This window comes from Psychrobacter glacincola, from assembly GCF_965118485.1.
Classification (GTDB): domain Bacteria; phylum Pseudomonadota; class Gammaproteobacteria; order Pseudomonadales; family Moraxellaceae; genus Psychrobacter; species Psychrobacter glacincola_D.
Map to the genome: position 1 here is coordinate 1 of NZ_CBCPJH010000005.1, position 13854 is coordinate 13854.

Below are 13854 nucleotides of genomic sequence, written 5' to 3' on the forward strand. Positions count from 1 at the left end.
CTGAATTCAGAAAATAAAATAAAATTTTTATTTAGGGCTTTTTATTTAATGTCGATAAATGTATTGAATTCAATATCATAATCCTATATTCTATCGAAATAAATTTTACCAAAAATGACAATGTTATGATGTAATAGTATTACTATTGCGCTATAGAGTTTTACATTGACATAAATCATACGGTTTGTTAATCTCATATTAAGCTTTTCGATTGCAACGTGTTGTAGTTAATAGCGAAATATGCCGTACTACCGACAAATAAGTGGTTCTTACACCGAAATAAGGAAATAGATATGAAACAAAAGTATTTAGCAGTAGCATTAAGTGCTATTTTTGCAACAGTAGCTTTGACTGGTTGTGGTAGTGATAACGATGACAACTATGCCAATAATGGTGGTACTGTTACTCCAACGCCTACTCCAACGCCTACTCCAACGCCTACTCCAACGCCTACTCCAACGCCTACTCCAACGCCTACTCCAACGCCTGGAAATGGTGATCCTACTGATAACCCAGGTGGTGCAGCAAATCAAGGTGAGCAGTCAAAATCTGCTTCTGTAGTTGGTCAACAGTATATTCGTGGTGCTACTTCAAATTTTGATAAAACACCTTCTACTAACGGCAATGCTCTAAACAACGGCAATAATACTGTTGTAGGTTTTCAAGAGCTTCAAAACAAAAAAATGACTAACATTGTTGTTGCTCAGTTTGCTGATACTGAAACACCAAATTCTGTTAAAAATCCTAATTTAGTTAAATACATTTTAGGTGCAGCTCCTAATGCTGATCCTAAGGTAACTGATGCTGGATCACTTCAAAATAGAAACGATGCCTTTACTAGTACTTCTGACGCTAACGGTTTAGGCGCATATGTTACTGTTAGCAAAACACAGACAGCTGATACAGTTCCTACATATGTAGTAAAAGGTCAAGAGTCAAAAGTCGGTAATAACACTAATATTACTCAAACTCCTACTACTAGTACTACTGGTGGTAATGACGTGAGAATGTTTGGTGCGCTTGCATTTAATACTGATGTACTTAATTCTACTAAGACTAATAGTGCAGCATACTTTGTAAAAGATGCAAATGGTAAGGCATTGGACTTAACTGCCAAGAATGTTACTACCGCTAATCCTAAAGGTGAGTTCAATCAGCAAGGTTTGAAACTTAATAACGTTCAGTACGGTCGCGTAACAGGTAATCTAGATAATTTAAACCAAAAGGACATTGCAGGTAAGACTTATGTTGCCGCAGGTTTTGCTGACAAGAATTTTGTAGGTAATGACAAACAAACTGATGTTTATTTCTACCGCGGTATAGGTGAAACTAGTCTTCCGACTATGGATGCTTTACAAAAAGCAGGTGGAAAATACCAATATGCTGGTCATGCATTAATGTATGGTATTGATAACAGCTATAATGGTGAGCAAGGTTCTGGTAACTCTAACTCAGTAGCCTACGGCGCGAACGGTACTGCCATTGGTAACTTTGTTCAAGCAGAATACGATGCAGGTAAGAAAACTGTAACTGGTAGTGTATATAACGTTTGGAACAAAGGTGCTACTGGCAATAAACTTGAGCAAATTGATTTAGTTAAATTTGACGGTAAAGTAGTTGGCAACTCCGTAGTTGATGGTAATGCACAGCTCCAGTATGGTTCAGTGCAAGATAGTAAAGGGTCATTTAAAGGTAGTTTCTTTGGTAAAAATGCTGAAGAGTTAGGTGGCGCATTAAACTCAATCGATTCAACTACAGGTTATGGTAATTCTAAGTGGGGCGGTGTATTTGGAGCCCAACAGATTCCTAAAGGTGAAACACCAACTACAGGCTTACCACCAATTAACGGCGTTGAATAATTAATCTAAGTTAATATAAGAATTCTTTTAATACTGAACGACCACCAATTGGTGGTCGTTTCTGTATTTAGTGGTCACAACTTACCGATTGGAACTTTTATGCAATATTTGCGTTATTCTAAAGTGTATAGTGCTTTAGCTTTGATAGTAGGCTGTAGTGCTATAAGCGTGCAAGCTGCTGAACCATCAACAGTGCCGCTAGCGCCACAAGACAATTCTATTGAAACAATTAACAAATTAATAAATCAATCTCGTCCAGACGAATTTGACAGACTTCCAACAGACTTACCTTCAGATGATTCTGGCCCAAAGATGAGTAAAGAAGAAAGTAAAGCTTATTTAAAAGCTAATCCTGCTGAGTTTGAGAACTTATTAAGTACTATGCTAAAACAAGGTAATGCTGAGTCATTAGAAGAGCTACTTCCTGTTTATCAACAAGTGCCTAATTATGATCCTTCAGTGATAGACTGGGGTAACGCCATTATCGCAGCAAAGAAAGGCAGGTTAGATGAAGCGGTAACTATGTATCGTAAGGTGAATGCGCAGTTACCTGAAGTTCAGATTTTGAGATTTCAGTTGGCTATGGCTTTGTATTACAACCGCCAATTTGATGCTGCACAGTCGGAGTTTGAAGCATTGCGTAGTGAAGCGCCTACTGAAGATGATGTAAAAGTTATTAATAACTATTTAAATGCTATTAACTCTCAAGACCGTTGGAGTTTTAATGGTTCACTATCTTATATGGATGATAGTAATATCACTAATGCACCGAAACAAGGTACTCAGGTAGTTAGACCAGATGGATCAGCGATTACTTATACCTCACCAAGAGAGTCAGGGAAAGGTTTGAATTTTAATGCGAGTGGCGATAGAAAATGGTTGTATGACAACAAAATATTTACCGCCGTGAGCTTAAATAGCTATGGTAAATACTACTGGGATAATAAAGACTATAATGATTTCACTGCTGGCATTGGTGCTGGTATAGGCTATCAGAATGCGATCACCGAAGTAGAAATAGGACCTTTTTATAACAAGCGTTGGTATGCCCAAGGTAAAGGCAGCGATGGTGGTTTACAGAGCTATGCAGATACTACGGGGATAAAGCTTAGCGCTAATCAATGGCTTAGTCCAAAGCTACGTTATCAAGGTTTGGCACGTTACGCTAAATCAAGCTATATAGATAAATATGAATTCAATGATGGTGAAGACTGGCTATTAGCAAATACAGCAGTCTATCTGCCAAATGGTCAGCAGTTTTGGACATTTGGTGTAGATTATTCTACTAGAGATTCAGAAGACGATTCTTTAGCTTATAATCGTCCAGGTGTCAGAGTAGGTTGGGGTCAAACATGGCCAAAAGGTTATACTACCAGATTGGATCTTGGTTACGCCGAGCGTAATTATGATGGTGCAGACTTCTTTGGTATCCAGCGTGAAAATAAAGAATATAATGCTGGTATTACAGCTTGGAACAGAGGGTTCTCTTTCTTAGGTCTGACGCCAAGACTAAGCTGGAGCTATAATAAAGTGACCAGTAATTCACCCTTTGAAGAATATGATAAAAACGACGTATCAGTCGAATTGACTAAAACATTTTAATTTTGCTATTTGTATAGATAAGAGACAATAACTATGCGCCGCCCGCTACCAGTTTTTATAGGCCTGCGGTTTACCCGCTCAAAAAATGCTAATAAGTTTTTGTCTTTTATCTCAGTAGTTTCTATGGCGGGTTTAATACTCGGTGTAGCTGCACTAATAGTCGTAACCTCTGTATTAAACGGCTTTGAAGAGGCATTATCTAAAAAGATATTAGGCATGGTGCCACAGGTCTCAGTGTTTGCATCTCAACCTTTAGACGAGTGGGAACCGATTGCACAGCAAATAAAGGCAAACGATCCTAACGTCATATCGGTAGCACCTTTTGTGCAGACTCGAGGTATGATTTCGATAGGTGGAGAGGTGAATAGCACTATTCTAAATGGGATAGAACCAACGTTTCAAGATGATGTTTCTATCCTAAAAGACAGTATGGTTGCAGGACAGCTTGATACATTGAAGTCAGGTAGTGGTCATATTATTCTTGGTCAATATGTAGTAGATAAATATGATCTAGAGCTTGGAGATAATATCGGAATTATTATTGCCAAACCTTCTAATTCCACGGTTGGAATGAATCCAACTTTTCATAGCTATACGCTTAGTGGCATTTTTCATGTCAGCCAAGAGATAGATAAGTGGATGAGTTATATCTCTATGGATGATGCTTCTAATGTCGTAGGCTTGAATCATGGTGCAACTGGTATTCGATTAAGTTTAAAAGATGTTTTTAACTCTCAAGATTCTGCCCAAAAAGCCTTGGTAAGTGCTTCCGATCAAGCTGCAATACTTCATAGTTCCCAAAAAAATCTTTCATTCTCGAGTGGTGATTGGACCCAGACTCATGGCAGTTTGTATACTTCTATTCGAATGCAAAAAACGATGATGTCATTATTACTATTTCTTATTGTTTTAGTGGCAGCGTTTAACGTTATTTCAACATTGGTGATGAGCGTAACTGAAAAAAGAGCAGACATTGCAATATTGAAGACTTTTGGCGCTTCATCTACGCTCATATCACGTATATTCATAATCCAAGGCGTGATTATCGGTGTAATCGGCGTATTGATTGGTTTAGCATTTGGGGTTGGTCTGTCTTTGAGTATCGAAAGTGTTTCTGGATGGATAAACACGACTTTTAACTTGGGGCTGTTTGATAATTATTTTGTCGAAGCATTACCATCTAAAATTAAAGTAGCAGATATCTGTCTTATTCTGTTGTCCGCATTTATTATAGTTTTATTGTCTACTCTTTATCCTGCTTACAGTGCTGCTAAGATTGAGCCAGTGAAGGCATTGAGGGGAGAGTAATATCATAAAATGATTTATGCTCCGTCATTGGTGAGTTCAATACATTTATTTATACATTGGGTTTTTATAAGTTAATCACTCTGAGTGTATATGAGACAGCTTTATATCAATCAGGCAGCAATGTTTGAAAGGGTTAGACTATTGTAATATCGCTTTTCAAACTCAAAGGGTGACACATATACAGTAGTGCTATGTAATCATATGTTATTTGATCAGTCTACCCATTTAAGCATGCTCAGTTCACAATCATTCATGACATCCCATTGTTATTTTAAATATTCGATCACCTCAACCTTATTAAGCCTAGTGGTCATTTCGGTAGTTTATACCTTGATGGATGACTTATCAGGATGGTTTAGCAAATTTTTAATACCGCATGGAAAAGAGAGCTCAACCGCTGATAAATAATAATTTGCGATTGATACCAACCTGGTATTTATATAAATGATGTAAACGCTGCTATTAGACATACAGATTACAGCCAGATTATTGAATGGAAATGCCAAATCAGTAATTTACATCCTTTACTAAGTTTTTTATATCGTCTATGAGCTTATAAATAAAAATCCAAGACTTGTTTGAGTCTTGGATTTTTTCTTGGGTCATTATTTATCTTACGGTCATTTTATAAGTTTATGTTACTTAGAAGGTAGAGTAGCCGTCTTCATTTATACCCTTTATATTAAAAGGGTTAAATAGTTATTGTGTACACTTGTGCACTTAGGTTAGAATGAACTGCCATATTTGATAAATCAAGTATGCGTCAATCGCATTTATGACTGTATCTAGCACTTATTATCAAAGTAGCTTATCAAAGTAACTTTCGATAATACTGATAAGAGTCGCATCTTTATAATCTCTCACCTCATCCATAATCCCGACATTCACAAAGGAATGTTTAAAATGTCAGAAAGTATCAGCAAAAATAGTCAATTAGAAGCACTGGATATCACTGGAGCAGAACAGCTCTTACAGATTGGGATCCAAGATGAGTATGCAGATAAGATAGCTGCTGAATATATAGAAAAGCTCGCTAATGCAAAGCACGATAAAGATAGTGTCTTATATAAATCGTCTAAGATGAAAGAACATTATAGAAATTCAGACCTATATAAGTCTATCAATCGCATTATTAATCAGCTTGAGCCTTTAAGAGTGGCTATTGCGTATGAAACGCTAGCACTAAAGCAAGCAGTAGCGGAAGGTAACGCGCAGATAGCAGATAAGAGTATGAAAGTTGTCGCGAAAAAGAAGTTAGAAAGAAGCAAGCTTGAGCAAAAGCTTAACGCACTTATCGGCAGTATAAATAAGCTGCAATTTGCCAGCTAATAAAAGCAAAGCAATAATAAGAAATATCGAAACATCTAAAGGTGATTGGCTTATAAACAATCACCTTTTTTATTTTGCGCTGTTATCGTCAAATTCTGTATCAATCAGATGTGCTGTCAGGCTTATTTGTTCTACTATTTTTAGTATATCACCTACCTTTTTTATTAAAATAATCCTTAATCAACTATAGAGAAAATCTATTAACATGAATTTTACTCATCTTTAATTTAAATAGTATCATTTTTATTCATGTTTTGATTAAGGTATGATTCATCTCATACACCAATTTGCTTTTATCTCAGGTAATGAGAATAGATTAAGGTAGCGAATCACCATGAGTAATGAATTTAGCTGTTCAATCAAGCGCATACGTTTTGATGAAAACTATCAGCCTGCAGACAGCACGCGTCTGACCACTAATTTTGCCAATTTGGCTCGCGGTGAGCATCGCGAAGAGAACTTACGTAAAACCTTAACAATGATTAATAATCGCTTCAACACGCTTGCGCATTGGGATAATCCAAGCGCAGACCGTTATTCTGTTGAGGTTGATATTGTTTCTGTCGATATGGATATTGAAGGCAAGGGTGAGACATTCCCAATCATTGAAATGTTGCAAACTACGATTGTTGATCATAAAGATAACAGCCGTATTGACGGGATGATTGGCAATAGTTTCTCATCTTATGTGCGCGATTATGATTTTAGCGTCGTACTATTAGAGCACTATAATAAACACCCAAATTCAGCCACACCTGCGAACTTTGGTGACTTACATGGCAAGCTGTTCCAGTATTTATTGAATTCTGAAACCTATCAAGCCAATTTTAATAAAACACCGGTCATTTGTCTGAGTGTATCTACCAGTAAAACCTATCACCGTACAGCCAATCAACATCCAGTATTAGGGGTTGAGTATAGACAAGATGAATACTCATTAACCGATGATTATTTTCATAAAATGGGCTTAACGGTGCGCTATTTTATGCCTGTTGGTAGTGTGGCGCCTTTAGCATTCTATTTTGCTGGCGACTTGGTCAGTGATTACACCGACCTTGAGCTGATCAGTGCGATTGCTACCATGGAGACTTTCCAAAAGATTTATCGCCCTGAGATTTATAATGCCAATTCGACAGCCGCTCAAGTGTATCAACCTAGCTTGAAGTACCAAGATTATTCACTGACTCAAATTGTATATGACCGCGAAGAGCGCAGCCAAATGGCAGTAACGCAAGGTAAGTTCACGGAAGAGCAGTTTATCAAGCCTTACCAAGCCATTCTTGAAGAGTGGGCGGCAAGCTACGCTGTGAAAAACAGCACATTTAAAAAGCACGCTGCTTAACTACATCAAGTATAGAATAAAAATATAAAACTAAAATAGAAAAGCTGAATCAATATGACATTATTACTACCGACACAAAAGCTATTACCAACCTCAACCGCGGGTAGCTTACCAAAACCTTCTTGGCTTGCTGAACCTGAGACACTATGGTCACCTTGGAAGCTAGAAGGTGATGAGCTGATTGAAGCCAAACAAGATGCGCTACGCTTGTCATTGCAAGAACAACTGCATGCAGGGCTGGATATCGTCAGTGATGGCGAGCAAACCCGTCAGCATTTTGTGACTACTTTCATTGAACATCTGGATGGCGTCGATTTTAAACAACGTGAAACGGTGCGTATTCGTAATCGCTATGATGCCAGTGTGCCATCAGTCGTTGGCGCGGTGAGCCGTCAAAAGCCGGTGTTTGTTGAAGATGCGAAGTTTTTACGCCAGCAAACTAAGCAGCCGATTAAATGGGCATTGCCTGGTCCGATGACGATGATTGATACACTATATGACGGTTATTATAAAAGCCGTGAAAAATTGGCTTGGGAATTTGCTAAAATTCTTAATCAAGAAGCTCGAGAGCTAGAAGCTGCTGGTGTTGATATTATCCAATTCGATGAGCCGGCATTTAATGTGTTCTTTGATGACGTTAATGACTGGGGTATTGCTACCTTAGAGCGTGCAATCGAAGGGTTAAAGTGTGAAACGGCGGTGCATATCTGCTACGGCTATGGCATCAAAGCCAATACCGATTGGAAAAAAACACTGGGTTCAGAGTGGCGTCAATATGAGCAAGCATTCCCTAAATTGCAACAGTCTAAAATTGATATTATCTCGTTAGAGTGTCAAAACTCACATGTACCAATGGATTTGATAGAATTGATTCGCGGTAAAAAAGTGATGATTGGTGCCATTGATGTAGCAATCAATACGATTGAGACACCAGAAGAAGTTGCCGATACGCTGCGTAAAGCGTTGCAATTTGTTGATGCAGATAAGCTCTATCCTTCAACCAACTGCGGCATGGCACCATTGTCTCGCCAAGTGGCACGAGGTAAACTGCAGGCATTAAGCGCAGGTGCGGAAATTGTTCGTCAAGAACTGACAGCCTAAGTGCTTATTAGATAATTGAATTTAAGAGGCAGATGATGATTGAAGCAAGCGATTTTAGAGATGCAATGTCTTTACTGACGACAGCAGTGAATGTGGTTACCACAAAAGGTAGTGCTGGTGCGCATGGCTTTACGGCGTCTGCAGTATGTAGCGTCAGCGATACACCGCCAACCTTGCTGGTCTGTATGAATCAGACATCACGCTCGCATGCTCATTTTACTGATAATAAAACTTTATGTGTCAATGTGTTAGGCGTACAGCACGAATCGCTATCTAATACTTTTGCTTCCAAATTGGGTTCAGAAGAGCGGTTTGAGCAAGGATCTTGGACTGCGTTGGTAACAGGCGCACCTGTCTTAGAAGATGCGCTGGTCAGTTTTGATTGCGAGATTGAGGACATTCAGCAAGTAGGCACCCATAGTGTTTTTATGTGCCGTGTGGTCGCCATTCAACAGAGCCAACAAGATGAAAGTTTGATCTATTTTAATCGGGCTTATCATCAGGTTGCTCAAATAGCTGAAGTAGAAAGCGCTTAGTTCAGTGCCTAAGCCAGTGCTTAAATCAATTATCTAGTGTTTGTTAAGCATTTAACAGAACCTAATTATCATTAAACTAAAGTAATTATTTAACCGAGAAGTAACTATCCTGTGGAATTAATCATTTTCTTAGTAATAGGTGCGCTAGCAGGATTTGCTGCTGGGCTATTTGGTGTCGGCGGTGGCACTATCATCGTGCCACTGTTATACATTGTTTTTACCCAAATGGGCTACAGTGCTGATGCTGTTATGCATCTGGCTTTGGGTACGTCACTGGCGACCATTATTGTCACCTCTATCAGCTCGTTAATGGCGCACAATAAAAAAGGCGCCGTCATGTGGCCTGTCTTTAAAAATCTGGCTCCAGGCATGGCGCTTGGTTGCTTTTTAGGTGCAGGTATTGCAGGATGGCTATCTGGTATTCATCTGCAGCTCATTGTTGGGCTATTTTTACTGTGGGTCGCCTTTAATATGTTTACAGGTGGCAAAAAGCAGACTGCTGCTAATGCCAATAATGAAGCGCTGCCTTCAACGCCTAAGCAGTTGGCTGCAGGAGCGGCTATCGGTGTGGCTTCTGCCATTTTTGGGATTGGTGGCGGTAGCTTAACCGTTCCTTATCTCACGCGTTACGGTGTGGTCATGCAAAAAGCGGTGGGCACTTCAGCGGCGTGTGGCTTGCCTATCGCTATTGCCGGCGCATTGGGCTTTATGATTTTTGGGATGCAGCAGCAAGTCAATGTTCCCAATACCATTGGCTTTATACATATTTATGCGTTTTTAGGGATTAGCATTATGAGTTTTTTCACCGCTAAGATAGGTGCCAAAGTCGCTCATATATTATCACCACAACTATTAAAAAAATGTTTTGCGGTGTTGCTATTCGTTGTAGGTTGCTTCTTTCTTTATAAAGCACTGCTTTAATTATTCATAATATAAACCTTTGACTTATAAAGAAACAATTTTTATGCGTTTGTTCAGTGTGCTTGCTGATGGTATTTCGAATATTTCTCTTGCAATAGTAGACAATTAACTTGTATATTCATTAAAAAGAATATTAAGGGGTTAATCATGAATGATCGCAGTTTTGTCTTACAATCATTATTGATAACTGGACTGATTTTTGTATTAGTTCTACTGCTTGCGATTAGATTTTTCAGGGTGTTATAGTGAGCTTTGCTGGCTGAAAATCTATATTTTTGCAGTGTACATCCGATGAGAGAAAGTAAACTGTGTGATATAGACCCAGCGTTTACGGCATTTCTTTATTTCAAATCATCTCTATATCCACAAGGTGTTTGTAATTTTCTTAAAACAGAATATTTAGGCAATAAAAAACCCGCTTTAATGAGCAGGTTTATTCAATTAGTATGAGCTAACACACTACTTCAAGGTGTGTGATTGGCACTATCTTGATTGGCACAGCATGTAACCATTGCATTCCACCGGTGCAGTAAAAAAAGCCATCTTTAAAAGCTACGACATAAGCCATAAAATCATTGCTGTTTAGATCGGTCATTGCTTGTTCGTCGCTATCATCATCAATGGCACACCATACTTTTTTATGTCCACGCGCTAACATCGCGCGTGCTAAATCACTCCCTCTCAGATCATTACTCATATCAATCTCCTGTTAATGTATTCATAATAATACATATAATATACTCATAAGTCTATATGCCTAATAAAGTGCTTACTTTGGCAACAAAATCAGAAGTGATAGTTTGTTTTAAGGTTTAAATGGAAAACTCTTAATGACATATGCTGGCTTATTAAGATAGAAATAACTATTGATGGGGTATGTGTGGTTTGGCTTCCTATACAAGGGGTCAAATTCAAAATAACAAAAGCAACCTTATTTCAGCACTAAAGTATAATAAAAAATATCAAAAACAAGGAGTGATATAAATGTTTTCAATAATAATTCCTTTGTATAAAAACATAGAAGTCTATAGTCATTGTTTTAAGCGCACCTTTTTGGGATGGATGCTTAATTCCTACACTATCAGCAATCTGTTTAATTATCTTAATCTTTAGAGAAAATTATTCTTGTATATCTTCAGTATTATTGTGCCACTCAAAAAGTAAGAATACAGCAAGCTCAAGATCAGAAAGGAGATGATGTGTTCGTTTAGTCTTATGACCAAAAACACGATAAGATCTTCGAAGTGAGGATATATCAGCTACTTTGACAAATGGCTGATAATCTTTTGAATACTTAGTTTTATTGGGTCTATCTTATTTTTTATTCACAAAAAAATCCTTCGCCATCTCTTTAATATAAGACAGCAAAGGATTTAGTATCACACAATAGTATGATAGGTAATTACTCAATGACACAAATGTCTTCTAATTTAGTAAACATTATTCTACTGTTACACTTTTTGCTAAGTTCCTAGGCTGATCGACATCAGTCCCGCGCATCACCGCTACATGATAAGACAGCAGCTGTATTGGCACGCTATAAACGATAGGTGCTAGCGTCTCGCACACATCAGGCACATAGACCACGTGCAATCTATCTTCTGCAACCATTTGACTAGATTCACTAGCAAAGACAAATAGCTCACCATGGCGAGCATGTACTTCTTGCATATTAGCTTTGAGCTTATCAAACATACTGTCTTTTGGCGCTAGCACCACAATAGGCATATCTTTGTCGACCAAGGCTAATGGTCCATGTTTCAATTCACCTGCCGCATAGCCTTCAGCGTGAATATAAGATATTTCTTTTAGCTTTAATGCGCCTTCTAAGGCTATCGGAAACTGTAAACCACGACCTAAGAATAAGCAGCTCTTTTTATATTCAAAATGCTCACTCATGGCTTTGATAGGAGCGTCGAGCTGTAAGCTGGCATGAAGCTGACCCGGTAGCTGTTGTAATTCCCCAAGCAATGTATTTAGATTTTCGTTCGTCATACGCTGTTGGGTGACACCTACCTTTAACAACAGTAACATTAAGGCTGCAAGCTGAGTGGTAAAGGCCTTAGTAGATGCGACGCCAATCTCGGGACCGGCAAGCGTCGGTAAGAAGATATCGGTTTCGCGTACTAGCGATGAAGTAGGGACATTACATAATGCCAAACTAACCAGACCAACTGGCGATTGTTTTTGAATATCACGTAGCGCAGATAAGGTATCAGCGGTTTCACCAGACTGAGAAATACAAATTACCAAAGAGTTATCAATTACAACTGGATTGCGATAGCGGAATTCACTGGCAACCTCAACTGAACAAGGTATACGGATAAGACTCTCAAACCAGTATTTTGCGACCAAACCTGAGTGATAACTGGTACCACAAGCGATAACTTGGACGTGCTTAATACCTTTTAATTGGGCTTCATGACGCTGTAAAAAATCCTCGCGCAGTGCAGATGTTTGACCATTATCCACTGCCATTTCAATGGTGCGCCTAACAGCATCTGGCTGCTCATAAATTTCTTTGAGCATATAATGCTTAAATTCGCCTTTATCGGCATTATGTTGTGCTGCGTCAATTTCATGTATCTGGCGCTTGACCTCAACACCGTCAGCGTAAACCTGAATACTATTACGAGTCAATTTGGCGATATCGCCTTCTTCTAAATACATAAAGCGATTAGTTACTGGCAAAAGTGCTAATTGATCGGATGCGATAAAATTCTCGCCAATGCCTACACCAATGACTAAAGGAGAGCCTAAACGTACTGTAATGAGCTCTTCGGGGCAATCAACATGGATAACACCAAGGGCAAATGCGCCATGTAATAGGGGAATAACAGCGCGAACGGCTGCTAGTAAATCAGGTGTTTGTTTGTAGATATCGTTAATCAGATGCGCGACCACTTCAGTGTCAGTTTGTGAGGTAAATACATAACCTTTGGCAATCAAGTCTTCTTTGAGCTCAGCATAGTTCTCTACGATACCATTATGTACCACCGCGATTTTGCCGGATACATGCGGATGCGCGTTACGCTGGGCAGGTTCACCATGAGTCGCCCAACGCGTATGGGCAATACCAATATGACCATCGAAAAACTCTGGGTTTACTGCCACGGCATCAACAAGTGCTTGCACTTTACCGACTTGGCGCTCACGGTGGAGCTCGCCATCACGAATGACGGTCAGACCGGCAGAATCATAGCCTCTATATTCCAGACGCTTGAGTCCCTCAAGTAAGATATTGGCGATATTACGCTCAGCTACTGCTCCCACTATTCCGCACATAAATAATCCTTAAGTTCGATGTTTTAATATTCCAATACTTTAATGTTTTGATATAGGGTGATATTTAGTGAATTTATAAATATGAATAAGCAGCACTGCAAATCATTGCGGTACTGCTCATTTTTTATATTGTCAGGCTTATATAGTTTCAGACTTATTCTGAGCCTTTAGTAAATTCAAAAACTTCACCTGGATTTGTTATGACTTTTTCAAAGCCTCTTTTTGCTTTTAATGACATAGCTGGGATATCGTTTACAGTAGCAGAGTCATCATCATTGATAAATATCCAAACTTCATTGCCATTAGGGTAGGTCATGATATAACGCTGGTAGGTACTATCACAAACTCCCATACCAACGCCCCAATTAAAATGGCACTTACCCGAATATTTTAATACTTTATTAGTATTATAGTATTTGCACTCTGCATCATACTCTAGCGTAGTACTAGCTGATGCTATTGAAAATGACATCATAGCTGTTGATAGTAGCAAAACAGTAAATAAGATAGTTTTCATAATAGTGCTCCCTAATACAGGCTATATTAAAATGAGCAGCATCATAAAAATTAT

11 protein-coding genes are annotated in these 13854 nt (G+C 38.7%); 8 read left to right on the forward strand and 3 right to left on the reverse strand.

All coding sequences use genetic code 11. From position 1 onward, the window contains the following. Positions 1 to 293: 293 nt before the first annotated feature. From ACMHKH_RS02270 to ACMHKH_RS02305, 8 genes are all read left to right on the forward strand, one after another. Positions 294 to 1859 carry a transferrin-binding protein-like solute binding protein gene (locus ACMHKH_RS02270; protein ID WP_413519060.1) on the forward strand — a complete coding sequence of 522 codons (1566 nt, stop codon included), beginning with the start codon at positions 294 to 296 and terminating at the stop codon, positions 1857 to 1859. 99 nt (positions 1860 to 1958) lie between these two features. Beyond that, complete coding sequence (locus ACMHKH_RS02275) at positions 1959 to 3461, forward strand: surface lipoprotein assembly modifier (RefSeq protein ID WP_413519061.1); 1503 nt, start codon at positions 1959 to 1961, stop codon at positions 3459 to 3461. Positions 3462 to 3494: 33 nt separating this feature from the next. After that, complete coding sequence (locus ACMHKH_RS02280; RefSeq protein ID WP_413519062.1) at positions 3495 to 4769, forward strand: lipoprotein-releasing ABC transporter permease subunit; 1275 nt, start codon at positions 3495 to 3497, stop codon at positions 4767 to 4769. A 903-nt stretch (positions 4770 to 5672) separates the two neighbouring features. After that, positions 5673 to 6098 (forward strand): hypothetical protein, encoded by a 426-nt coding sequence (locus ACMHKH_RS02285; RefSeq protein ID WP_413519063.1) that lies wholly within the window; start codon positions 5673 to 5675, stop codon positions 6096 to 6098. Positions 6099 to 6432: 334 nt separating this feature from the next. Continuing rightward, positions 6433 to 7440: a DUF1852 domain-containing protein gene (locus ACMHKH_RS02290; protein ID WP_413519064.1), complete on the forward strand. Its 1008-nt coding sequence runs from the start codon at positions 6433 to 6435 to the stop codon at positions 7438 to 7440. Between the two features lie 54 nt (positions 7441 to 7494). Further along, entirely contained in the window at positions 7495 to 8541 is a 1047-nt protein-coding gene (locus ACMHKH_RS02295; RefSeq protein ID WP_413519065.1) for a methionine synthase, read from the forward strand. Positions 8542 to 8576: 35 nt separating this feature from the next. After that, the gene (locus tag ACMHKH_RS02300) at positions 8577 to 9077 is read left to right on the forward strand and encodes a flavin reductase (RefSeq protein ID WP_413519066.1); all 501 of its coding nucleotides are present in this window, start codon (positions 8577 to 8579) and stop codon (positions 9075 to 9077) included. 111 nt (positions 9078 to 9188) lie between these two features. Next, positions 9189 to 9998 (forward strand): sulfite exporter TauE/SafE family protein, encoded by an 810-nt coding sequence (locus tag ACMHKH_RS02305; RefSeq protein WP_413519067.1) that lies wholly within the window; start codon positions 9189 to 9191, stop codon positions 9996 to 9998. A gap of 451 nt (positions 9999 to 10449) precedes the next feature. On the opposite strand, the gene ACMHKH_RS02310 is transcribed toward ACMHKH_RS02305, so the two are convergent. The 3 genes from ACMHKH_RS02310 to ACMHKH_RS02320 form a co-directional block, all read right to left on the reverse strand. After that, a complete protein-coding gene (locus tag ACMHKH_RS02310; protein WP_413519068.1) occupies positions 10450 to 10695 on the reverse strand; it encodes a hypothetical protein in 246 nt (81 codons plus the stop codon). 743 nt (positions 10696 to 11438) lie between these two features. Continuing rightward, on the reverse strand, positions 11439 to 13283 hold the full coding sequence (gene glmS, locus ACMHKH_RS02315) for a glutamine--fructose-6-phosphate transaminase (isomerizing) (protein WP_413519069.1): 1845 nt from the start codon (positions 13281 to 13283) through the stop codon (positions 11439 to 11441). Between the two features lie 154 nt (positions 13284 to 13437). Then, positions 13438 to 13800 carry a hypothetical protein gene (locus ACMHKH_RS02320; protein WP_413519070.1) on the reverse strand — a complete coding sequence of 121 codons (363 nt, stop codon included), beginning with the start codon at positions 13798 to 13800 and terminating at the stop codon, positions 13438 to 13440. Positions 13801 to 13854 lie beyond the last annotated feature (54 nt).

What these genes read in the sequence shown, in the direction of transcription:
- ACMHKH_RS02300 (WP_413519066.1), top strand. Translation starts at nt 8,577, where the DNA reads ATGATTGAAGCAAGCGATTTTAGAGATGCAATGTCTTTACTGACGACA.
- ACMHKH_RS02270 (WP_413519060.1), top strand. Translation starts at nt 294, where the DNA reads ATGAAACAAAAGTATTTAGCAGTAGCATTAAGTGCTATTTTTGCAACA.
- ACMHKH_RS02275 (WP_413519061.1), top strand. Translation starts at nt 1,959, where the DNA reads ATGCAATATTTGCGTTATTCTAAAGTGTATAGTGCTTTAGCTTTGATA.
- ACMHKH_RS02310 (WP_413519068.1), bottom strand. Translation starts at nt 10,695, where the DNA reads ATGAGTAATGATCTGAGAGGGAGTGATTTAGCACGCGCGATGTTAGCG.
- ACMHKH_RS02285 (WP_413519063.1), top strand. Translation starts at nt 5,673, where the DNA reads ATGTCAGAAAGTATCAGCAAAAATAGTCAATTAGAAGCACTGGATATC.
- ACMHKH_RS02320 (WP_413519070.1), bottom strand. Translation starts at nt 13,800, where the DNA reads ATGAAAACTATCTTATTTACTGTTTTGCTACTATCAACAGCTATGATG.
- ACMHKH_RS02290 (WP_413519064.1), top strand. Translation starts at nt 6,433, where the DNA reads ATGAGTAATGAATTTAGCTGTTCAATCAAGCGCATACGTTTTGATGAA.
- glmS (WP_413519069.1), bottom strand. Translation starts at nt 13,283, where the DNA reads ATGTGCGGAATAGTGGGAGCAGTAGCTGAGCGTAATATCGCCAATATC.
- ACMHKH_RS02295 (WP_413519065.1), top strand. Translation starts at nt 7,495, where the DNA reads ATGACATTATTACTACCGACACAAAAGCTATTACCAACCTCAACCGCG.
- ACMHKH_RS02280 (WP_413519062.1), top strand. Translation starts at nt 3,495, where the DNA reads ATGCGCCGCCCGCTACCAGTTTTTATAGGCCTGCGGTTTACCCGCTCA.